At 38.8% G+C, this 22016-nt stretch carries 19 protein-coding genes and 1 riboswitch; of the genes, 8 read left to right on the top strand and 11 right to left on the bottom strand.

What is annotated here, in order from left to right:
- Nucleotides 1-3 precede the first annotated feature (3 nt).
- Together polA and LQZ76_RS04340 are read right to left on the bottom strand one after the other, a co-directional pair.
- Nucleotides 4-2682 (bottom strand): DNA polymerase I, encoded by a 2679-nt coding sequence (polA, locus tag LQZ76_RS04335; protein WP_230098542.1) that lies wholly within the window; start codon nucleotides 2680-2682, stop codon nucleotides 4-6.
- 29 nt (nucleotides 2683-2711) lie between these two features.
- Nucleotides 2712-5510: a helicase C-terminal domain-containing protein gene (locus LQZ76_RS04340; RefSeq protein WP_230098543.1), complete on the bottom strand. Its 2799-nt coding sequence runs from the start codon at nucleotides 5508-5510 to the stop codon at nucleotides 2712-2714.
- A 216-nt stretch (nucleotides 5511-5726) separates the two neighbouring features.
- Here LQZ76_RS04340 and mvk point away from each other — a divergent pair, with 216 nt between their 5' ends.
- From mvk to LQZ76_RS04365, 5 genes are read left to right on the top strand one after another with little or no spacing between them, the layout of a single operon-like run.
- On the top strand, nucleotides 5727-6686 hold the full coding sequence (gene mvk / locus LQZ76_RS04345) for a mevalonate kinase (protein WP_230098544.1): 960 nt from the start codon (nucleotides 5727-5729) through the stop codon (nucleotides 6684-6686).
- A complete protein-coding gene (gene mvaD / locus LQZ76_RS04350; RefSeq protein WP_230098545.1) occupies nucleotides 6686-7660 on the top strand; it encodes a diphosphomevalonate decarboxylase in 975 nt (324 codons plus the stop codon). The genes mvk and mvaD overlap by 1 nt, the downstream gene beginning before the upstream one ends.
- Nucleotides 7661-7673: 13 nt before the next feature.
- Nucleotides 7674-8753: a phosphomevalonate kinase gene (locus LQZ76_RS04355; RefSeq protein ID WP_230098546.1), complete on the top strand. Its 1080-nt coding sequence runs from the start codon at nucleotides 7674-7676 to the stop codon at nucleotides 8751-8753.
- 2 nt (nucleotides 8754-8755) lie between these two features.
- On the top strand, nucleotides 8756-9793 hold the full coding sequence (fni, locus tag LQZ76_RS04360) for a type 2 isopentenyl-diphosphate Delta-isomerase (protein WP_230098547.1): 1038 nt from the start codon (nucleotides 8756-8758) through the stop codon (nucleotides 9791-9793).
- A 41-nt stretch (nucleotides 9794-9834) separates the two neighbouring features.
- On the top strand, nucleotides 9835-10287 hold the full coding sequence (locus tag LQZ76_RS04365) for a flavodoxin domain-containing protein (protein ID WP_230098548.1): 453 nt from the start codon (nucleotides 9835-9837) through the stop codon (nucleotides 10285-10287).
- 96 nt (nucleotides 10288-10383) lie between these two features.
- Here LQZ76_RS04365 and LQZ76_RS04370 read toward each other — a convergent pair whose 3' ends face one another.
- From LQZ76_RS04370 to LQZ76_RS04385, 4 genes are all read right to left on the bottom strand, one after another.
- The gene (locus LQZ76_RS04370; RefSeq protein WP_230098549.1) at nucleotides 10384-10959 is read right to left on the bottom strand and encodes a hypothetical protein; all 576 of its coding nucleotides are present in this window, start codon (nucleotides 10957-10959) and stop codon (nucleotides 10384-10386) included.
- A gap of 128 nt (nucleotides 10960-11087) precedes the next feature.
- Nucleotides 11088-11975 (bottom strand): RluA family pseudouridine synthase, encoded by an 888-nt coding sequence (locus LQZ76_RS04375; RefSeq protein WP_230098550.1) that lies wholly within the window; start codon nucleotides 11973-11975, stop codon nucleotides 11088-11090.
- A 19-nt stretch (nucleotides 11976-11994) separates the two neighbouring features.
- Complete coding sequence (locus LQZ76_RS04380) at nucleotides 11995-12795, bottom strand: NAD kinase (protein ID WP_230098551.1); 801 nt, start codon at nucleotides 12793-12795, stop codon at nucleotides 11995-11997.
- A gap of 12 nt (nucleotides 12796-12807) precedes the next feature.
- Nucleotides 12808-13410, bottom strand: coding sequence for a GTP pyrophosphokinase (locus LQZ76_RS04385; RefSeq protein WP_230098552.1), 603 nt, complete (start codon nucleotides 13408-13410; stop codon nucleotides 12808-12810).
- Between the two features lie 234 nt (nucleotides 13411-13644).
- On the opposite strand from LQZ76_RS04385, the gene LQZ76_RS04390 reads away from it, so the two are divergent.
- Complete coding sequence (locus tag LQZ76_RS04390; RefSeq protein WP_230098553.1) at nucleotides 13645-14235, top strand: DsbA family protein; 591 nt, start codon at nucleotides 13645-13647, stop codon at nucleotides 14233-14235.
- A 36-nt stretch (nucleotides 14236-14271) separates the two neighbouring features.
- Here LQZ76_RS04390 and LQZ76_RS04395 read toward each other — a convergent pair whose 3' ends face one another.
- The 4 genes from LQZ76_RS04395 to LQZ76_RS04410 are packed head-to-tail and all read right to left on the bottom strand — an operon-like array spanning nucleotide 14272 to nucleotide 17908.
- A complete protein-coding gene (locus LQZ76_RS04395; RefSeq protein ID WP_230098554.1) occupies nucleotides 14272-14922 on the bottom strand; it encodes a TIGR01906 family membrane protein in 651 nt (216 codons plus the stop codon).
- Entirely contained in the window at nucleotides 14906-15685 is a 780-nt protein-coding gene (locus LQZ76_RS04400; RefSeq protein WP_230098555.1) for a TIGR01457 family HAD-type hydrolase, read from the bottom strand. The genes LQZ76_RS04395 and LQZ76_RS04400 overlap by 17 nt, the downstream gene beginning before the upstream one ends.
- Before the next feature lie 15 nt (nucleotides 15686-15700).
- A complete protein-coding gene (locus LQZ76_RS04405; protein ID WP_230098556.1) occupies nucleotides 15701-16519 on the bottom strand; it encodes a YutD family protein in 819 nt (272 codons plus the stop codon).
- 9 nt (nucleotides 16520-16528) lie between these two features.
- Complete coding sequence (locus tag LQZ76_RS04410; protein WP_230098557.1) at nucleotides 16529-17908, bottom strand: bifunctional metallophosphatase/5'-nucleotidase; 1380 nt, start codon at nucleotides 17906-17908, stop codon at nucleotides 16529-16531.
- A 153-nt stretch (nucleotides 17909-18061) separates the two neighbouring features.
- Nucleotides 18062-18156, top strand: a riboswitch (THF riboswitch).
- A 46-nt stretch (nucleotides 18157-18202) separates the two neighbouring features.
- Here LQZ76_RS04410 and LQZ76_RS04415 point away from each other — a divergent pair.
- Nucleotides 18203-18745 carry a folate family ECF transporter S component gene (locus LQZ76_RS04415; protein WP_230098558.1) on the top strand — a complete coding sequence of 181 codons (543 nt, stop codon included), beginning with the start codon at nucleotides 18203-18205 and terminating at the stop codon, nucleotides 18743-18745.
- Nucleotides 18746-18933: 188 nt separating this feature from the next.
- A complete protein-coding gene (locus tag LQZ76_RS04420; protein WP_230098559.1) occupies nucleotides 18934-20280 on the top strand; it encodes an RNA-guided endonuclease TnpB family protein in 1347 nt (448 codons plus the stop codon).
- Nucleotides 20281-20482: 202 nt separating this feature from the next.
- Here the strand turns inward: LQZ76_RS04420 and LQZ76_RS04425 are convergent, their stop codons facing one another.
- On the bottom strand, nucleotides 20483-21988 hold the full coding sequence (locus LQZ76_RS04425; RefSeq protein WP_230098560.1) for a carboxypeptidase M32: 1506 nt from the start codon (nucleotides 21986-21988) through the stop codon (nucleotides 20483-20485).
- Nucleotides 21989-22016: the final 28 nt, after the last annotated feature.

Raw genomic sequence — 22016 nt, forward strand, 5'->3', positions numbered from 1 at the left:
TTTTTATTTTGCATCAAACCACGTTGGACCGTAATGACTTTCAACTTTTAATGGTACATCTAACGTAACCGCTGAATCCATGATTTTGGGAACTAATTGCTCCAAAGTAGCGATTTCACTAGTTGGTGCTTCAAAAATCAGTTCATCGTGCACTTGCAGTAACATTTTAGATTGTAAGCCACGTTCCTTTAAGGCTGCTTGCATATTAATCATCGCTAGTTTAATAATATCGGCCGCTGAACCTTGAATCGGCGTATTCATCGCTGTTCGTTCGGCAAAGCTCCGTAAATTAAACGTTTTTGCATTAATTTCTGGTAAATAGCGCCGGCGTTTTGACAACGTTTCTACATAGCCATTTAATTTAGCTTCCGCAACAACTTGTTCTAACCAAGCCGCCACACCGGGATATTGTTCAAAATACGTTGCAATCATCGTTTTAGCTTCAGCCCGGGAAACACCAATACTTTGACTCAACCCAAAATCTGAAATCCCATAAACAATCCCAAAGTTAACCGCTTTGGCCTTGCGCCGCATGTTTCCATCTACAACTTCATCCGGGGCTAAGCCAAAAATTCGTCGGGCCGTGGCCGCATGAATATCATCATCTTCTTTAAAAGCGGCTTGCAAGTGTTCATCACCGGTAATGTGGGCTAAAACCCGTAATTCAATTTGTGAATAATCGGCCCCAAAAATTTGCCAATCCGGATGACTGGGCACAAATGCTTGGCGAATTTTACGGCCTTCTTCTAAGCGAATTGGAATATTTTGTAAATTAGGATCAACTGATGATAACCGCCCCGTCTGCGTCAAAGTTTGCATATACCGGGTGTGAATTTTTGAATCTGTGCTATGAACCACCTTTAACAAACCTTCAATATAGGTTTGTTGTAACTTTGCAACTTGCCGATATTGCAAAATATCTTCGACAATCGGGGCTTCTGGTGCTAATTTTTCTAAAACATCAACCGCCGTTGAGTAACCCGTTTTCGTCTTTTTAATGACTGGTAGTTGCATTTTTTCAAATAAAATTTCCCCTAATTGTTTAGGTGATTGAATATTAAATTCTTGACCGGCTTGGCGATAAATCGCTTGTTCTAATTCACTTAACCGTTCAATTAACTTACTACCTTGCGCGCGTAATTGCTCAGTATCAACGGTAATCCCGGTGATTTCCATTTGAGCTAAAACATAGGTTAATGGTAATTCAATTGTTTCATATAATGGTAACTGTTCATGTTCAACTAGTTTTGCCGTTACTTTCGGTGCTAATTGATCAATGGCATGGACCTTATTCACTAAATGTTTAAATAAGATGTCATCATCCGTTGGAATCGCAAATTTAGCTCCCTTACCATAGACGACTTCATCACTTTCAATATCGTAATAATCAAATTGTTGAGCTAATTCACCAATATCATCAACATTCGTATTGGTATCAAGTAAGTAAGCAGCCAAAATAATGTCAACAGCCACATTTTGTAACTTAATGCCCAAACGATTTAATAACACAATCGTAGCTTTGGCGTTATAGACATTTTTCTTAATATTGGGGTTGGTTAATAACTCACTCACCGTTGGAATTAATAACCAATCGACACTGCGGGCTACAAAGTAACCTTGCGTCGCATTCCCAATGGCAAAGCCAACCATTTCACTAATGTGATAATTGGGGGACGTGGTTTCTAGATAAAAACTAATCTCACCCGCTAAATTAGCTACATCAGCTAAATTATCTTCAGTGATTGGTTGCATTTTAAGCGGTGGTTTATTTGCCGTGGCTGCTTTACCGGTCTGGCCATGACCAGCGGCATATAACTTAGCCAATTGTTGCTTAAAGTTAAGCATTTGATAGAACGGAACAATCCCTTCATAATCAGCTCCCCGATAATTAATATCCGCAATTCCCACTGGTAACTCAACATCAGTCCGAATACGGGCTAAATCTTGGGACATAAAGGCTTGTTCACGATCATTAATCAAATTATCTTTCATTTTTGATTGTTTCAATGAATCCACATTTTCATATAGCTTTTCTAATGTGCCCCATTCCTTTAATAGCTTAATGGCCGTAACCGGTCCAATTTTAGTTACACCAGGATAATTATCGGCCGTATCACCAGTAAGGGCCTTCATATCAACGACTTGTTCGGCAGTTAAACCATCATACTTCTCCATCACGGCAGCCGGATCAAAAGTTTCTAACTCTGAAACTCCTTTTTTAGTTACCAAGACCGTGATATTTTCATCAACTAACTGGAGTAAATCACGATCTCCAGTCACAATTGTAACCGCCAAGCCTTCTTTGGCCCCCACTTTAGCTAAGGTTCCAATAATATCATCAGCTTCATAGCCTGGTAATTCATAAGATGTTATCCCATGAAATTCAACCAATTGACGTAAATAAGGAAATTGTTCGACTAATTCCGGTGGCGTTGATTGACGACTGCCTTTATAAGAATCTAATTTCTCAGTTCGAAAGGTCGTTTTACCAGCATCCCAAGCAACTAGACAGTAATCTGGTTGCATCGGATCAACTAACGTATCCAGAAAGTTATTAAAAGCGACTAACGCATTCGTATGTAAGCCGTCTTGGTTTTTCATGCGATCTAATTGCGAATGCATGGCGTAAAAGGCCCGAAAGGCCAAGCTATTACCATCAATTAATAAAAGGGTTTTCTTCATATGCTCACTCCTTGTGTGCTTATTTAATTTTATTTGAGTGTGCGTTTAAAAAAATCAGCCGCAGTGGCCGCAATTTGAGCACTAGTAATTGTGTTGATTGGTAGTTTTTTAGGTAACGCATTAATTATTGTTTTACCATATTTTTTATTAACAATCCGGGCATCTAGGATAATAACCATGCCAATCGCATCCGGGGTGCGTAAAATTCGACCAATTCCCTGCCGTAAACGTAAAATTGCTTTGGGCAAACTCAAGTTATAAAACGGATTTCGATGTTGTTGCTCTAACCAATCATTTTGGGCTTGAATTAAGGGACTCTCGGGATTTTCAAAAGGTAACCGGGTAATAATCAGTAATTCAATTTCATCACTGGGCATATCAATCCCTTCCCAAAAGCCACCACTACCAAGTAAAATTACGTGTTCTTCGTCTTTAAACTTACGTAAAATCTTACTATTAGAACCACTCACTCCTTGGGCTAAGATCGTAAAATGATGTAATTCTGGCATCCCATGTAAGAGCTTAGTTACTTGTTCAATCGTCGCTAACGAATTAAACAAGATTAACGCTTTTTTTGAAACGCCCGTTAATAATTGTTTAATTTGGCGCGCTAAGTAATCACTATACATAAATTGATTAGTTTGCCGTGGATCTGGTGCATCACTAACTAAGACTAGTTGGGCTTGAGCTTCATATGGAAAATTATCTGCAAAACGTTTAACTTTGACATTATCCTTAACTAAATTCAATTGATCAAATACATATTGTGAGCGTGCGGAACTAAATAATGTCGCCCCAACAAATATCGGTGCTTGAAAGTACGGATACATTTTGTCAGTAAAGAACGCTTCCGTGTTAATTAGTGAGCTACTCAAAATAAGATTTGATGATTGATTTTGCGAATTACTGTTTAACCAAAAGACGCCTTTTTCGGGATCATTTAATACTTGCGCATGTAACGTCCAAAATACTTCTAATTGTTGTTCCAATAAATTGGCCTCTGCTTGAAAGGCCGCCATTTGTTCAAAATCATTAGCTAACCACCGTTGATTTTCTGTTTCAAAAATATTATTTAACCCGGCTAAGGCCAATTTTAAGTCGGTAACATCATTTTGTAAGCGGGTAATCAAATCGGTATGTTGGCCAAAAAATGTGGCCATTCCTTGGGAGCTAATCCGTTTTTCAAAGCCTAGTGGTGTCGTTACTAACTGCACGTTTAATAAAAAGTGACGATATAACAACATCAATAATTGATTTAAATTTTCCGCAATACCTTGGGTGGCACTACTAATTTTTTTGAGTAATTCATCATTACCAAGACTGCCACGGAAAATATCAAAAATATCGCGATTATGATTATTTAACAATAACCCTTGTAATTGGGTGATGCTCTTTAAAGCACTAGCAAATGAAAATTGGTTCCGTGAAACCGCTAAAACACTCGGTGCTAACTGATGGGCTTCATCGACAACTAAAAATGGTTGTTCAGTAAATTCATCAGCATGTTGGATTAAAAACGCATGATTGACAACTAACATATCAGCATTTTTAATTGCGGCTTGTTGCCGTTCATAAAAGGCCAATTCGCCAAACTCATTCACGTCATTTTTCGTTGTGTAAGCAATTTGTTGTCTAAAAAACGTGTTTGGATTACCAATTTGAATTTCATCCAAATCACCAGTTGTCGTCATCGTTAACCACACCACAATCCGCATTTTCAAAAATTGATCCGCATAATTAGACGCTTTACTAAATAAAATTTGGCGAAATTTGGTTAAATCAATATAATGTTGGCGCCCTTTGACCATGGTGGCTTGAATTTTAAACGGTAAGAACGGCGCTAACTTTTGGTCAATTACGTGCATAACTTGCTCTTGTAACAAAAATGTCGGCACGGATATGACCGTTTTACGACCCGTTTGACTTAAATAAGCAAATGGTAACAAGTATCCTAATGTTTTCCCCATCCCCGTGGGTGCTTCTAACATCATTGGGGAACTATTGGGATGGGCAAAATTATTGTAAATCAGGTTCATAAATTTTGCTTGTTCACCGCGATACTCAATGGCCCCTTTAAACAACTGTTCTTTGGCCCGTTGGGTATTAGGATAGCGTTTAGGTTGCGTGCGTTTAAAGGCCGTTTGATTTGCTTTAGTTAGTACTAAATCATTGGCAATAACTAAATGCGCGGCTAACTGATTAGCATTAGCTTGGCGTTCTGTCACCAGCGCATCAAAAAATATACTGGTTTGTCGCGGTAAAATATTAGCAAATTTTTGCAGAGTTTGGAGCGTTAATAATGGTAAGTCACGCGCGACTTGCCATAAGTCCATAAATAATCGTGCGGTGGCTTGCGCATCAGAGTCTGCGCGGTGCGGTTGTAAGTGCTTAATTGCTAAATATTGACTTAAATCAGCTAAGCGATAGCCTGGGGCCGTGGGATATAATATTTGTGCTAATGGTACCGTATCAATACCATCGATTTCTAAAGTTGGTAAGCCGACCCGTTTAAATTCTGCCACTAAAAATGGGAAATCAAAGTTAATATTATGGGCCACAAAAATGGTATCCTGTAAGAAATTCCATAAAGTTTGGGCGACATCACTAAATAAAGGCGCATCGTGAACATCTTTATTCGTAATCCCCGTTAATTGAATCACGGCTGGTGGAATCGCTGCTTCAGGGTTAATATTGGTGGCAAACGTTTGAATAATTTTATTGTTTTGCACAATAACCGCACCGATTTGAATAATTCGGGCACCGTCTTTTATATTTGTACCAGTTGTCTCAATATCGACAACGGCAAATTTTTGATTTTCTAATAACAAAACACTGCCTCTCCATCCTGAATTTCATTCCTAAGGTATAATTATAAATACATTTTATCAAAAAAAACATGAAACTTGGGTGAAAGCTTCCACAAAAAGTGGTTAGTTTTGCTGATATGCGATAAAATAATCTAGGATTATTTCTATAATGGATAGTAAATATTTAAAATATGCTTAGGACAGATAGAGCTAAGTAATGAAAGAAGAACTGAATTTATGTTAACAAAAGCAATTGGACAAAGTCATGCCAAAGCTATTTTGATGGGTGAACATTCCGTTGTTTACGGCGAACCAGCCATTGCAATTCCACTACTAAATATTAATATGATTGTCTCAATTATCATCCGACACGATCATCAACAAATTATCAAAAGCCGCTACTACAATGGTAGCCTCTCAGATTTGGCGGGGGCCTATGAAGGTGTCCGCCAACTAATTGTCTTTTTACTTGAGCAATTTAACGCTACTGATTTAGGCTTTGAATTAACGTTCAATAGTCAAATTCCGCAAGAACGCGGAATGGGTTCATCGGCCGCCACTTCAATTGCGGTTATTCGTGCTTTTTATGCCCTATTTGAAGAACCGCTTGATCGCAAAACGCTCTTGAAAATGGCCAATATTGAAGAATCAATTACCCACGGTTCTCCAAGTGGTATTGATACCGCCACTAGTAGTTCTGAAGATCCCATTTTCTTCATTAAAAATAAAGAAGTGACGCCCTTTAAAATTGACGTCCCTGGTTACTTAGTCATTTCAGACACTGGTATTATGGGTCAAACTGGGTTAGCTGTTAGTGCTGTGCGCCGCTTATTTGATGAAGAACCTTCAAAAACGCGCCGCTTAATTTCTGATTTAGGGGAAGCGGCTACTTCAGCTAAAACGGCCCTCCAAACGGGCGATTTAGTTGCGCTTGGTCAATTAATGACCAAAGCCCATGCCCATTTACGGACGCTTGGCGTCTCACATCCACACTTAGAGACCTTAGTCAAAACAGCCATTGAAAAAAATGCCTTAGGCGCTAAATTGACTGGTTCAGGGATTGGTGGGAGTATAATCGCTCTAGCTAAAGATTTAACGGATGCCCAACGCATTGCCGATGCCTTAAGTGCGGTCGGTGCCCAAGAATATTGGATTAGTCCCTTAGCTAGCCAAATGAATACGGAGCATCTTAATTAATGAATACACCAATTACGGCCCGCGCCCATACTAATATCGCCCTAATTAAATATTGGGGTAAAAAAAATGCAGAGTTAATTATTCCAACAACCAGTAGTTTATCGCTAACGCTTGATCAATTTTATACTGATACAACGGTGGTGTTTGATGAGCAATTAACGCATGATGAACTATCATTAAACGATACGCTAATTACTGATAATACCCTTACTAAGACAACAGCCTTTCTTGATTTGGTTCGCCAAATGGCCGGAATTGACACTTTTGCCCGCATTAACAGTATCAATCATGTGCCCACTGCCGCCGGCTTAGCTTCATCAGCTAGTGGTTTTGCCGCCTTAGCAGCTGCCAGTAGCAAAGCAGCGGGGCTTGATTTAGATCGCCAAGCCCTTTCACGCTTAGCCCGTCGTGGCTCTGGTTCAGCTTCGCGCTCAATTTTTGGTGGTTTTGCTGAATGGGTAGCTGGCGAAGATGATTTCACATCTTATGCGCATCCCATCCAAGAAAATGTTACAATGGATATTCAGATGTTAACAGTGGTCCTTGATGGTTCCCAAAAGAAAATTGGGAGCCGCCAAGGAATGCAACATGCGATTGCAACTTCCCCTTTTTATAATACGTGGGTCGCTGAATCGGCTGTTGACTTAGTCGCCATGAAACAAGCTATTGCAAATAATGATTTTCAAACGCTCGGTGAATTAGCTGAGCACAATGCCCTCCAAATGCATAGTTTGAATTTCACTGCCAAGCCCGCTTTCACCTACTTTAATGGGTATACTCTTAGCATTTTAAATCTCGTCCAAGACTTACGCCGCCAAGGTATTCAAGCTTATGCAACTATGGATGCCGGCCCAAACGTTAAGATTATTTCGCAAAGCGACGCAACGCAAGTTATTTGTGCGGCCATCAAAAACAATTTCCCAAACGCCGGGATTGAAGTTGCTAAACCCGGCCCTGGAATTAGTTATTTATAATAAGGAATAAAATATGCAAATCAAAGTACCTGGTAAACTCTATATCGGTGGTGAATATGCCGTCGTTGAACCTGGCCAATCGGCAATCTTGGTCGCAATTGACAAGTTTGTTTTTGCTGATATTAACCCCAGTGCAGTTGGTGAGATTCGTTCAACCCAATTGCCTGATGCCGTCATTAATTGGACGCGGGTTAATGATCAATTAATGATTCAAGTAGATTCTAATTTAGAATTCATTGCGGCGGCGCTGCAAATTACTTTTAATTATTTCAAAAAACACGCCTGGCCATTTGAAGACTTTAGCTTAGTTATTGATAGCCAACTTGACCATACTAATGGGCTCAAACTTGGCCTTGGTAGTTCAGCTGCGGTTACGGTTGCCGTTGTAAAAGCAATCTTAGCTTTTCATCACCGGAGTCTCCAAGCACTCGAAATTTACAAACTAGCAGCTTTAGCCCATTTCCAAGTCCAAGGTAACGGTTCATTAGGTGATATTGCCACTAGTGTCTACACTGGTTGGATTTCATATAATTCACCAGACCGTACATGGTTTAGCACCCAAACTGATGATTTACTTGATGCGTCATTAGTAGATGCCGAATGGCCTGAGCTAAATATCCAATCAATTCCCACGCCAACGAATTTAGAATTATTAGTTGGTTGGACTGGGTCACCTGCTAAAACTAAAAATCTCCTCAAAAAAGCTGCTTCATACACTGATGACTCCACTTATCGTGATTTCTTAGCGGGGTCTAACGCCGCGGTTTCGATGCTTTTAAATGGTTTATTAACCAATGAATTTGGTGATATTCAGCGTGGAATTGCCCTTAATCGTGAATTTTTACTCACATTAAGTACGCAAACTGATATTGAAATCGAAACGCCGTTACTCCGTACATTAGTTGAAATCGCCACAAATATGGGGGGCGCAGCTAAAACTTCCGGAGCCGGCTTTGGTGATAATGGTTTTACCTTAATCACCCCTGAAGCCAATCGTGAACAAATTATTGATAGTTGGCAAGCGGCTGGGATTACGCCATTGAGTTTACAACCGTATATTAGCCCAGCTAGTTTACTTGAAAGTGAGGAATAATTATGGAATCTGCCCATGCTCATCGTAAAGACGAACACTTAGCAATTACTGAAGCCAATATTCGTAAAGCCGGTCCGCAAGCTAACTTTACTGATTTACGGATTATCCATCACGGCCTCCCTGAACTAGCAGTTGCTGATACCGACATTAGTGTCCAATTACCTGATTTTAATTTACCGGTCCCCTTCTATATCGAAGCGATGACTGGTGGTTCATTACGAACTGGCCAAATCAATGCTCAATTAGCAAATGTCGCTAAAGAAACTAACTTAGCGATGGCCGTTGGAAGCCAATCAATTACCCTTAAAGATCCTACTTCTTACGCTTCATTTGAAGTCGTGCGACAAGTAAATCCAGATGGGTTTATTTTGGCAAATTTAGGTGCTGGTAGAAATGCTGCTGATGCCAAGTTTGCTGTTGACTTAATCCAGGCCAATGCCCTTGAAATTCACATTAATGTCGCCCAAGAAATTGTGATGCCTGAAGGTGATCGTGAATTTTATTGGTTAGATAACCTTGCCGAAATTGTGGCCGCTGTTGATGTCCCCGTGATTGTTAAGGAAGTTGGTTTTGGGATTAGTCAAACTACCCTAACCAAACTAGCAGCCATTGGGGTTAAATATGTCAATGTTGGTGGCCGTGGTGGGACTAACTTTGCGGCCATTGAGAACCAACGTAACCATGCGACTGATTATGACTTTATGCTTGATTGGGGGCAAACAACCCTTGAATCATTAATTGAGGGTCAATTAAGTTCGACTGATATCACCCTATTTGCAACGGGAGGTATTAATAATCCGCTTGATATTTTAAAAGCACAAATTATGGGGGCTAAAATGACTGGGGTCGCCGGCCATTTCTTGCATACATTGCTCACCGAAAAAGAAGTTGGTTTAACGAACGAAATTTTAACTTGGCAAACCCAATTACATGAACTTTACGCTCTCGTTGGGGCTAAAGATCAAACCGCGTTAACGAAGACTGAATATGTTTTAAGTCCTGAGTTAGCCAATTATCGTCACCAACGGCTTGGTAAATAAATTATCAATGCTGTGATTATCTAAATTATTATGAGGTGCTTATGCTTAATGCCCTAGTTGTCTACGCGACCATTACTGGTAATAATGAAGCGGTCGCTGATTTAATTATTGCCAATCTTCAGCAAAATAATATTAACGTTACTAAAAAAGAAATTTCACTCTGTGATGTGCAAACCTTACTTAATTTTGATATTGTTGTCTTAGTCCCATATACATACGACAATGGTGCTTTACCAGAAGAAGGATTAGATTTTTACGATGATTTAGCTTTAATTAAGCTCCCAGACGTTATCTATGGTGTGACAGGTTCGGGTGATTTATTCTATGAAGATGATTACTGTCTCGCTGTTGATGCCTTTGCGGCGGCCTTAGCTGCCACTGGTGCCACGCAAGGTGTTAGCAATCTCAAACTTAACTTATATCCAGATGATATGGCTAAAGAACAAATCCAAGCCTTTGTTAAGCAATTGCTTGTCACTACGACCAACCAATAACATAATAAAAACCGAGATGCGAATCCGCATCTCGGTTTTTATTTACGTGCCAATTTTAATAATAATTGCAAAAATAATTTTTATTGAAAGTACTAATTATGCATGTTCACGGCGTAAGCGGCCAAACCATGCTTGAAAACGTGTCTCGCCATTAGCTGGTCGTACCTTGACGCGCCCTTTTTTACGAGCTTGACGCGCATATCCAACCGCATCAGAGTACTTTTGTAACTTTCCTAATTCAAATTCATCGCCATTATTAACCGCGATTACTGAATAGAAATATAAATCTTCTGGACGAATAAATACTTCGCCATCTTCAGTAATGGTACTTGCCATTAATGTAATCTTTTTTAGCGTATATTCATCTGAGTTGGTTGACCTAATGTGACCATTATCATCTTTATATCTTCGTTTATATGTCCCTACAAAGCCCCGCAACTGAATCTTTGAACCGCGCTGCAGTTTCATCCCTACTAAGTAGTGATAGAATTCAGGATTGGTTTTTAACCACAAATGCGTCGAAATAAAATGCCCATTATTATCATGGACATCTTCAACTAAAATCCGTTTTTGCTTATCAATCACTCGATAAACACCCGTAACTTCAATTTCTTCACCAAATAACTCTGACAGATAAAGTCTAACTTTGTATTTTTCCCGCGTAACGACCAAAATACTATTCTCCTTTTTATGACTATTACCCTATTTTAATGGTGATTTATAAAATTTAAAAGAATTATTTTCAAAAAACAAAAATAATTTAATATTCATTTTATTTACCCAGTTTGATATTGGTAAATTTATTTTTCAGCGAGTAAAACTTGCATATCTGTTGGCAATGGCGCTTTAAATTCCAAGGGTTGATTAGTAAAGGGATCTTCAAAACTTAAATAAAAGGCGTGTAATGCTTGTCGAGTAATCCCCCGATCAAGTGGACCACCATAAATATCATCCCCTAATAACGGAAAGCCCAAATGGCTAAAGTGCACGCGAATTTGGTGCGTCCGCCCGGTATGCAATTGAATCCGTGCTAAAGTGGCCTCAGGGGTCCGTCCTTCTACCCAATATTCAGTTTGGGATGCCCGCCCATCTTCACGAACCTCGCGACGAATAAAATCATCATCCATCCGGCCAATGGGGGCATCAATCATTGCGTGGTCTTCAGGTAATACCCCTGTAACCACCGCATAATATTGTTTATTCATCGTATGGGCTTGTAATTGTTTATCCATCATCGCATGTGCAAAACGGTGCTTAGCAATTAATACCAAGCCAGAAGTAAAGCGGTCAAGTCGGGTTACCACGTGAGGAACTAAATCCGTTGCGCCTTGTTGTTTCAAATAACCCTTAACCCGATTAACCAACGTATCTTCACGATCAGCGCGACCAGGAACGGTCGTCATTCCGGCTGGTTTATTGACAATTAAAAAATTACTGTCTTCATAAATCACATCAAGTGCACCATAACTAGTCGCAACGATATCGTTATCCACTTCTGGTGGCATAATAATCGTTACTTCATCACCATTTTTTAAAAAATCAACAGTGCGACCGTGCACCCCATTAATGAGAATATCCCCACCATTATGCTTAATCTGTGAAAACATTCGGTGACTAACCCCATGCGTACCTAAAAACGATTTTACTTTTTGTTCAATATCGTTATCTTTTTTCCATGTAAATTCCATTAAATTTTTCCTATTACTTCTATTCCTTTAAATGACCAATGAATGATTCATTCACCCGCCGCCAAAATTGCATATGCCGATATTCTGCAAATGCGATTCGATGTGGTGCAATCCGATACGAAATTTCTTTGACGGCATGCGAATTAATTAACCCTTGATCATACGTTAAAATTAACCCGTCCGCATCTTGCGGCACAATTTTAATTATTTCATCTGGTGCTGTCACAAGTGGTGACCCTAATGTTCGATAAACTTGATTGTTAATTGATGCTAATTCAGCTAATTGTAACGCGGCTAAGCTAGGGTGTAACACCGCCCCACCAATGGCTTTATTGTAGGCCGTTGAGCCGGTTGGCGTACTAATTGCCATGCCATCACCACGAAAGCGTTCAAACCATTGATCGCCTAAATATACATCCGCAACGACCGTTCCTGAAACACGTTTGACCATACTTTCATTTAACGCTAATTTAACTTCCGTTGAACCATCAACATAAGTGACGGTGGTCTCTAAAATTGGATATTCCACTCGTTCCTGTTTATCGTTAATCAATGAGGCTATCAAGTCATCAATTTCATATTCACGCCAGTCAGTATAAAAACCTAAATGACCGGTATGTAATCCGACAAACCGGAGCGTACTTAGTTGGGTTTGGTACTTTTGAAAAGCCCCTAACAATGTTCCATCGCCACCAATACTAATTAGAACTTCTGGATGGTCATTATCAATCGGGATATTTTTGGCAATTAGCGCGTTGGTCAGATTTTTTGCAACACGTTGCGACCGCGCACTATTATTTGCATATAAACCAACTCGCATAAAATCCCCCTTTTATTCCACTTTATTAGCTTGAATTTCTTTACGAATTTGGGCCAACTCTTCATCAATTTGGTAGGCTTGGGCTGCTAAAGTCCGAAGATGTTCACTTACTTCTTCGGTAAAACCATCATTATTTTTATATTTTAAAGAGTGTTCAATCGTAGCCCAAAAATTCATTGCCATCGTGCGCACTTGAATTTCCGCTAAAATCTTCTTTTCACCAGTTACCAATTGGACTGGATACTCAATCACAATATGATACGAGCGGTACCCTGATGGCTTGGCGTTCGTCACATAATCACGTTCTTCTAAAATTTTCATATCTGTTCGTTGTCGTAAAATATGTACAATTTGATATATATCATCCACAAATTGTGTCATAATGCGCAAACCGGCAATATCTTGTAAATCTTGCTCAATGCGTTCTTCATCGACATGCCGTCGGACTAACTTTTCTTTAATACTTGCAGCTGGTTTAACCCGTCCGGTCACAAACTCAATAGGCGTTTGCTGATCTAATTGATCAAATTGTGGCCGTAACCCCCGTAATTTGACCTTCAATTCAGCAACAGCTTGTTCATATGGTAATAAAAAACTTTCCCAATCTTGAATCATGGCAAGCCTCCAATTCGTCTACTTAAAATTCCATTCTTAAATTATAGCACTCTAATCCCCGTTTTTTATCGGTAAACTTACCATTCTGAACAAAAAATTCTAATTAAGAGACTAATCAATAGCGTATTGTAACTTTCAGTGCTAAACTATGGTTTGAACTTAAACAAGAAATAACAAACACACAAGGCCCCCTTTTTTATCGCCTTGTCACCTTGTCAAAGGAGGTTCCCCCTTTTGTTAGAAGTCTTTCATTTTATTACCCCCCTGCAATTTGAAAGTTTTCAAGCACAAAAAGCACTTACTCAAGTACTAAAATCGCTCAATACTAAATCTTCTTATCACATTTTGCCACTAATTAATTTAGCAACAATGGATGAAACGTATCGCCAAGGTATTGAGTCTAATACACACACACCTTCACAGGTTGATTATGCAATTAGTCTTGATTATGTCGCTGTGCTTTCTCAAGGGCGTAGTTTAGCCCGTAAATTTTTATATGCCATGCAGGACCAAATTTTAGTACGGCAAAATGCCTATTCTCGTACGATGGTAACCAAAATCCTTACCGACATTGGTGCTGATATGCCACTCTTCGCAGAAGAACGGCTCATCGCGAATCCTGCGATGCTATTAACTAAAAATCAACAATTTGCCAACCAGTATAAGATTACTAAGAATCCGACTGCAATTATTTTTGATAGTAATAATAATGAAAGTGGCCTTATCATTGAAAATTTTAGTACCACTAATTTAGATGAGGTGTTAAATCAATATCTTAATAAGCAACACACGTCATTACCACCATATTTAGTTTTACATCGTTAATCATGAATAAAAAAAGACGCCAAACGGCGTCTTTTTTTATTTATGATGCTTCTTTTTACGTTTTTTAAAATACGTGGTTGCCCAAAAATATAAACTCGCTAACGCCACAATCACTAAACCAAAGAACAAAGTAAAACTTTGATTAAAGTAACTCTCTGGTAAAGCATTAATAATTGGATCTTGCACCGGATAAAAAATCCAATCATTATTGCGGAATAATATTTTATGAAAGGCAATAAAAAATTGATTAAACTGCATTATCATCAATGCTAATAAGATAAAGATGCCGGCAAAAACGGCTTGTAATGGCCATAATAACCGCCATTGTTCTTGCTGCCGGTGTAATTTTTTAATAAATAATCCACTTGGCCAAATTGTTACCAATAATACTAGATAATTAATTAAAAATAAGTGCTTTACTTCCCGAAAATGTTCTAATCCATCCTTTGAGTCAGTAAAATTACTCATTTTTAATTCCGTAATCCACGGTAAATTTAAATACGCCATTAATTGGTGAAAATTATGCATCATCATCTGCGGTGATAGATTAACTAAAGGTAAAAAATTACCGTAAAGCACATTAAGATAATACAACCACGTACTATTAATGGTAATTGTAATCGCCAATGAGATAATACAAAGCAATAAACTAATAAAAGCTACCCAAAATTTAAACTTGCCAATCATTTAAGTTTTTCACCTCGTAGGTTGGCGCTTGGCCTTGCTGGGCAACTTGCATCTTAGTACTAATTCCGGTATACGTCATTAAAGTGTCCACATGCGCATTTATCCCCGCCATAATATCAGTAAAATAGTTATCACCGACAATCAAAGTATCCGTTACCCCAGTTCCCAACCGTTGCCGTGCTAAATCAACAATTTGTGGACTTGGTTTACCAATTTCAATTGGCTGGACTTGCGTAGCCGTTGTCACTAATGCATTTAACGAGCCCGCACCGGGAATCAGGCCGCGTTCGGTGGGGATATTAGTATCTAAATTAGTCGCAATATATGTGGCCCCCTTCTGAATCGCTAGCGTTGCTTTGGCAAACATCTCATAATTAGCATGCGTATCCATACCAACTACGACCACTTCTGGCTGCTCATCAGTTAGCGTAAATCCTACGCTAGTTAAGGCCGTTTTTAAGCCAATTTCACCAATGACATATATTCGCGTCCCCACTGGCATGGCCAACGTATCCCGTAAATAATCAGCGGTCGCCATGGCTGATGTATATACTTGCTTAGCTGTGGTTGGTATCGCATGGACGGTCGTTAAAAATTCAGCGACCATTTCTGGTGTCCGCGTCGAATTATTCGTTAAAAATAAATATTGACGGTCATGTGCGTTAAGCCGCTTAATAAATTCTTGCGCCCCGGCAATTTTGTTAGTTCCTTGATAAATTGTCCCATCAAGATCAATTAAATAACCTGCGTATTTTTTTAGCATCGCTTGCCATTCCTACTATTTTTCATTTTTCTGTTGGATTGTAAAGTGGCGTTTCCGTTGATTAGGCTTTTTGGTACTTGCACTCATGCTACCATCAGGCTTTTTAACCCCTTTACCGTCGTTAATCGGTTTTTTAACTTCCTTAACTTCGGCCCGTTGATTATTGGGATTAGGCCGCCGTCGCCGTTTGTTCGTTGGTGTCTCACCGGTATTACGATCGCGATTATTATTTTGCCCGGTTGCATTTTTAAGATTAGCATTTTTGGAATTACTATTTTGGGGATTAGTATTTTTCGGATTGTTTTTACTAGTAGCATTTCCACGCGGGCCATTGTTCTTGCGTGAATTGGTTTTTGAAGCGTTACTTTCTTTATTGACGGACGTTTCTTCACCATGACTACTGCGATTATTCCGCTTACGACGACGGTTATTAGTACCTGAACCGGCTAATTCAAAGTCGGTTTTACTGGCAACTGGATTTTGATTTTGAATCACAAAATACGGTGCCCCAAAATTCATGTATTCCAATAAATAATCTTCAAAAGCATCAATTGAATTAATCTTCGTCATGTTATTGTTTTCAGATGCATAAAAACCCTTCAACCGTAACTGATCAGCGGCAATATCACCAACAATATAATCATACTTTGTTAAAATATCGCTAAAGCGGGCCTTAAATTTTAGCTCATCAAAAGCATCCCGATAATTCCGTAATATCGTCATCGGTAAGCCGTTAACAATAAATTCGTTGGTACCCGTATTTTTAAATTCCGTTGTCGCAGCACGCTCTGAAACTTGTGCTTCTGCTTTAATTTTTAATGATTCTCGATCCACTATTGTTCCTCACTTCACTGGGAAGTTTTGCGTTAAATAATCCGCAAAGTCTTCACGTAACATTTTCTGCATAATAATTTGATTTTCACCAACTAAATCAATGGTTGGGAAAAACGGTAAATATTTATAATAATCTAAACTAACAAATTCATATTGCTTTTGATCATCGATTAATTGATTTTGATAAGTTAACTGACCTTTATGGATATCAATTGCCATTTGTCGAAGTTGTAAATCACCAAAAACTTTCCCGCGAAAGCCGAGACCGACCATTGCAAATGAACTAACAAATTCGGCATTTTTATGAATTTCTTGGAGCAACCGTTTCAATTCTTTACCCTTTAATAGCGTCCGCATAACGTACATTTGGTGCGGTAAGATAGCTAATAAATCTGCCTTGGTTACAATTCCGGCTGGTAAATCTGCCAATACTAACCCGGTGGACAGCATGGCTGCCTCGACACCAGTTTTGTTAGTTAACATCGCAAACAAAGCATCCATAAAAGTATTATCAGCTTGCCGTAATGGGCTAGGTAATTCGGCGACTGTAGCCGCCCGCAATTGATTTAAGCCCGCATCTAGTAAACTTTGAATTTCATCAACATCACCTGTTTCGTCTGGTAATTCAGCGGTCGTAACTAACCGCGCCACTTTACTAACGATTTTATGATTTTCAAGGGTTAAACTAATTTTCCCAATGTAGCGACCCCACTTACCAGCCGCTGCTAATAAGGTGTTATTAACCATTTCACCCCGTTCAAGGCGGTGATGGGTATGGGCACCAATAATTACATCGAGCATCGGAAACATTTTAGCTAAGCGGCGATCTTCGGGTAACCCTAAGTGCGACAATAAAATTATCACATCGGCCTGGACGCTAATTTCCGGTAAAATTGCTGCTAATATTGGGGCCACTTCACCAATCCCCCATTCACGTAACGGATATGCTTCGACAAAGGGGGCAGTCATACCAATCATGGCAACTTTGGTTCCATCAGGCATCACTTTATAAACCACTTCTTGACACCACGATGGTCGGTCATCTGAACGTAAATCTTTAATATTGGCAACTGTTACCGGGAAATTTGCATCATTATACAAATTTTGTAACTTATCATGTTGCAAACTTAACCCTTCATTATTCCCAATCGTAACTGCATCATACCCGATTTGATTTAACAGCTTAACATTCGCCCGACCAGCGGTTGCTTCGGTCAGTGGGTGCACCAAATCCATGGCATCGCCAATATCAACGGTTAAGACCCCATTATCACCAAAACCTAAAATTGCTTTTTGCCCTGTTAAATACCGACGAATTTTAGGCCAGTTTTCAAAATGCGAATGTAAATCATTTGTATGCATAATTGTGATGATGCTTTGTTCTGCCATGAAGCCGCCTCCAAGATTGATATTTACTATTATAACAGACAAACTAGTTGTTTGTTCTTTATCATTTTTTTCGTATATTTAAATAAATGTTTGAATTGGAACTTTTAATTTTATTGTAAATAAGATAGAATAACCTAGTGCGATGCACAAATACACAGGGTAGAATATTGCGCGTTAAGTGTTGTGGAAACGGAATGTGAGCCACAAACGAAGGATTTTTCCGCGGTGCAATATTCGCATTCACTGTATTTTTCTTATATAGTGAAACCCTCCCAATTTTAGGAGGTTTTCAACATGAAAACATTGACGTTTGGATATACGAAATTATCCACCAAAGCAATTGCACTATTAGGTATTTTATGTGCCTTACAACTTATCATTAGTCGATTTACTTTTGGGACTAGTTTCCTTAAAATCGCCTTTACCTTTATTGTAATCACTTTGATTGCTAAATGGTTTGGTCCGGTTTGGGGAACTTTAGTTGCCATTATTAACGACTACCTAGGGACATTGATCCAAGGTAGCCCTTTCTTCATCGGCTTTACGCTTTCAGCCATCATGGCGATGTTAATTTATGGGACCTTTTTTTATGGTCAAACCCACGTTAGCTGGTGGCGCGTAATTATCGCTAATTTTTTAGTTCTTTTAATTTCAGATGCTTTTTTAAATACGGCATCATTAATTATGATCTATCATTACACTGGGCATGCAGCAATTCAACTGATTGAATTACGTTGCTTTAAAGAACTAATCATGTGGGTCATCGAAGCCCCTATTATTTACTTCATTATTAATAACCCGCAGCTTGAAAAGCTCCGTCAGCAAGCGCTTGGATAACTAAAATTTGAATAAACTAAAACGCCGAACGAATTATTTTCGCTCGGCGTTTTTTTATTGCTTTAAGGGCGAAAGACACGGTTTTTCAAAGCCGTGATGAAAGCCCATATCTTCAAATTATTTTTCCTTATAGTTCAGATTAAATATGTTATAATCTGCCTATTCAAAGTAAAGGAATTGACGAAATCATGCTTAACTTAACATCAACAACGGAATATGTCTACGTCCGTCACTATCGTATCGTAACTACCCCAGCGTTGATGTTAAAGCATCAGCATGGGTTACACGTTCAAAATAAATTGCATAACTATGCCGTTAAATATTTGGAAAAAACATACGGACGTAAACACGTGTTACGCCCTTTCCCCAGAACTTTAACCGCTAAACAGTTTTTAGTTGCAGAAATCGCTCAAAAATTTGCTAAAGATTGTTATGACTTAGATCGTTGGCAAGCTAATAAAATTGGCTTGCACTCGCAAGGAGCACGGTTGTTTTTGCTGACATTACTAACTAATTTTAGCCAGTACCGCAAAACCTTGTTTAAAGCTTTTAAAATGAGTAGCCAAGAAAAGAGCGACTATAAAAATAATGAACATGGTAACAACACAAAGCATAGGTCGTGGTATCGTAAAGGTTCACTCAACTTCTTACGTAAAAACAACTCCTACAAAACGATTTCATTGCCGGATAACAAGCAAATTAAAGTGGTTTCAAACCACGGTATTAAGATACAAGATTTTGGGGTACTACAAGTTGTTGAAAATATTAAAAACCTTGCTAATAAAACGATTGTGATTTCTAAATTAAAGCTAAAAGGCAATGGACACTACGAATTACAATTAGTGATTCGTGAACAAGTTACGCGTAAGCAACCTAATAGCAAAATCGGCGTTGATTGGAATATGAAAGATAATAAAATTTTTCATACTTCAGTGGATCAAACGTATTATCTTGCCACTGCGATTGCAGACCAAGCAGATTATTTAGAAGCCCAAATTAATACTTTAAAATCCAGACGCGACAAACTGATTTGGTTGGGGGTCACTAGCCAACGGTTGATTAAGCTAAATCAGCAGATTAAATATTTAAATATTAAACGGACCAATATCTTGGATGAAGCTTATAAAAAATTAGCACGGGCGCTGTTCCAAGCTACCGATTTAGTTGTTGTTGAACAACTCGATAGTAAGGAAATGCGGGCCGTAAAACGAACTAATACGGGGTTAAACCGAAAACTCGCAAAAATCAAACCGTATCGGCTCATGGAATTAATTGAAATGCGAGCCAATAAAACTGGTAAAACGCTAGTTAAAGTTGATAGCTACAAGACTTCACAAGTCGAATATGGTACTGAATTTGAAGAAAAGCATTCTGTTACAGTCCGTGAATGGGTATCTAAATACACTGGTAATATGATTTCACGAGATTTAAATGCCGCTAAAAATATTTTGGCATGGGGCTTATCTCCAGAAAAACACATCAAATTAAAAGACTACCCAGCAATTAAGCCAAGTAGTCTGGTTGCAATAAACTAGTTTTAAGATAGGCGAGACAGAACCTAGTCGTCTTGAAAGGCTTTGAGGACGGATATGTGCGTATCACTTTGAGCGTGCAAAACAAGTGCGATATATCCAACGAGTTCCAATGTGGAAACCACTCGCGAGAGTGCATTGCCTAAACGTTTTCAATTAAAAATTGAAGCTCGTTCATGCATGGACGAGTGGTTCACATTGCTAACTAGTTAAGTCCATAAACTTTACGATAAATTTTAGTTTGTAATGCCAACCAATATTGTGGATTCAAACTTTCACCAGTAGCATCTTCTAAGATGGCTTGGGGTGTTTTAGACGCTCCATATTGCCAAATATATTCCTTTCGCCAGTTAAAGATTGGTGTATAATCTTGACTGGCAAAAATAGCTGGTAAATCCAAATCTTGTTCCATCTTATTAAAGAATTGGGCGGCATACAAGTGACCCAAGGCATAACTTGGGAAGTAGCCAAAATCCCCACCAGCCCAGTGAATATCTTGTAAAATTCCGACTAAATCATTTTCAGGTTCAATACCAAGGTACTCTAAATATTTAGCATTCCAAAGCGCTGGTAAATCATTAACATCGACATTATCATTAAAAATCGCTTTTTCAATTTCATACCGAATAATAATGTGTAATGGATAAGTTAATGGATCGGCTTCGGTTCGAATTAACGTTGGCTTGGTAACCATCCAAGCACGATAGAATGTATCAAAATCAATATCAGCAAAGGTTGCACCAGTATAAGCTTGTAAGCGAGGATATTCATTACGCCAGAAATCTTCTGAACGGCCCATCATCACTTCATTAAATAATGATTGGGATTCATGGATACTCATAGCAAGATCTTTTTCAAACGGCGTGTAATCAAATTCGGGGCTAATATTTTGTTCAAATAATCCATGACCAGCTTCGTGTAAAATTCCTAATACCGCCATTTGGAAGTCATGTTCATCCCATCGGGTTGTAATCCGGGCATCGTTACGATTCATTGCTTCCATAAAGGGATGAATCGTATCATCAAGCCGGCCCTTCTTCAATGAATAACCTAATTTTTGAGCTAATTCCATTGAAAAATCACTTTGATTTTGTTTTGAAACAAAGCGACTAAGAATCTGATTGTCAGGCGCTTCACCAAGGGCTAATTGGGCTTGTAATTCGCTTAAGCCGGCCTTTACCTCACCAAAAACTTGATCAAGTTTAGCCACAGTTAAACCTGGTTCATATTGATCTAGTAAAACATCATATGGGGTTGCCGCACTACCTTGATCCCAAAGACCAATAAATTGTTTTTTGTACGCAATAATTTGGGCTAAGTATGGGGCAAAAATTGCAAAATCTTTGGCTTCGCGTGCCTTAGTCCAAGCATCTTGGGCTAAGGAAGTAATTTTTTGATATTCAATAAAATCTTTAGCCGGAATTTTGGCATTTAAATCATATTTCTTACGTTCATGAATTACTAGTTGTTGCCCTAAGTCTGAAAGTTCAGTTGGATGTGCTTCAAAGTACGTTAACATATCCGCATATTCAGACCCAGTTTGGAGTTCAAAGCTTTTTCCAGCTAGGTAACTTAATAATTCAGCCCGAAATGGTGCGGCATCTTCAGGCATGCCTGTCAATGAATCCCATCCCAAAAGGGCTTGGTTTTCTTCTAATAATGAAATTTCTTTTAAAACTGCGCGCAGGTCAGCTTCCGTATATTTTCCCACAATACTTCCTCACTTTTAAATTAAGATA

The sequence above is a fragment of the Periweissella ghanensis genome (assembly GCF_918814755.1).
GTDB lineage: Bacteria > Bacillota > Bacilli > Lactobacillales > Lactobacillaceae > Periweissella > Periweissella ghanensis.

Coding starts and splice junctions, on each gene's coding strand:
- polA (WP_230098542.1), bottom strand. CDS start 2,682: ATGAAGAAAACCCTTTTATTAATTGATGGTAATAGCTTGGCCTTTCGG.
- mvk (WP_230098544.1), top strand. CDS start 5,727: ATGTTAACAAAAGCAATTGGACAAAGTCATGCCAAAGCTATTTTGATG.
- mvaD (WP_230098545.1), top strand. CDS start 6,686: ATGAATACACCAATTACGGCCCGCGCCCATACTAATATCGCCCTAATT.
- LQZ76_RS04355 (WP_230098546.1), top strand. CDS start 7,674: ATGCAAATCAAAGTACCTGGTAAACTCTATATCGGTGGTGAATATGCC.
- fni (WP_230098547.1), top strand. CDS start 8,756: ATGGAATCTGCCCATGCTCATCGTAAAGACGAACACTTAGCAATTACT.
- LQZ76_RS04365 (WP_230098548.1), top strand. CDS start 9,835: ATGCTTAATGCCCTAGTTGTCTACGCGACCATTACTGGTAATAATGAA.
- LQZ76_RS04375 (WP_230098550.1), bottom strand. CDS start 11,975: ATGGAATTTACATGGAAAAAAGATAACGATATTGAACAAAAAGTAAAA.
- LQZ76_RS04380 (WP_230098551.1), bottom strand. CDS start 12,795: ATGCGAGTTGGTTTATATGCAAATAATAGTGCGCGGTCGCAACGTGTT.
- LQZ76_RS04385 (WP_230098552.1), bottom strand. CDS start 13,410: ATGATTCAAGATTGGGAAAGTTTTTTATTACCATATGAACAAGCTGTT.
- LQZ76_RS04395 (WP_230098554.1), bottom strand. CDS start 14,922: ATGATTGGCAAGTTTAAATTTTGGGTAGCTTTTATTAGTTTATTGCTT.
- LQZ76_RS04400 (WP_230098555.1), bottom strand. CDS start 15,685: ATGCTAAAAAAATACGCAGGTTATTTAATTGATCTTGATGGGACAATT.
- LQZ76_RS04410 (WP_230098557.1), bottom strand. CDS start 17,908: ATGGCAGAACAAAGCATCATCACAATTATGCATACAAATGATTTACAT.
- LQZ76_RS04415 (WP_230098558.1), top strand. CDS start 18,203: ATGAAAACATTGACGTTTGGATATACGAAATTATCCACCAAAGCAATT.
- LQZ76_RS04420 (WP_230098559.1), top strand. CDS start 18,934: ATGCTTAACTTAACATCAACAACGGAATATGTCTACGTCCGTCACTAT.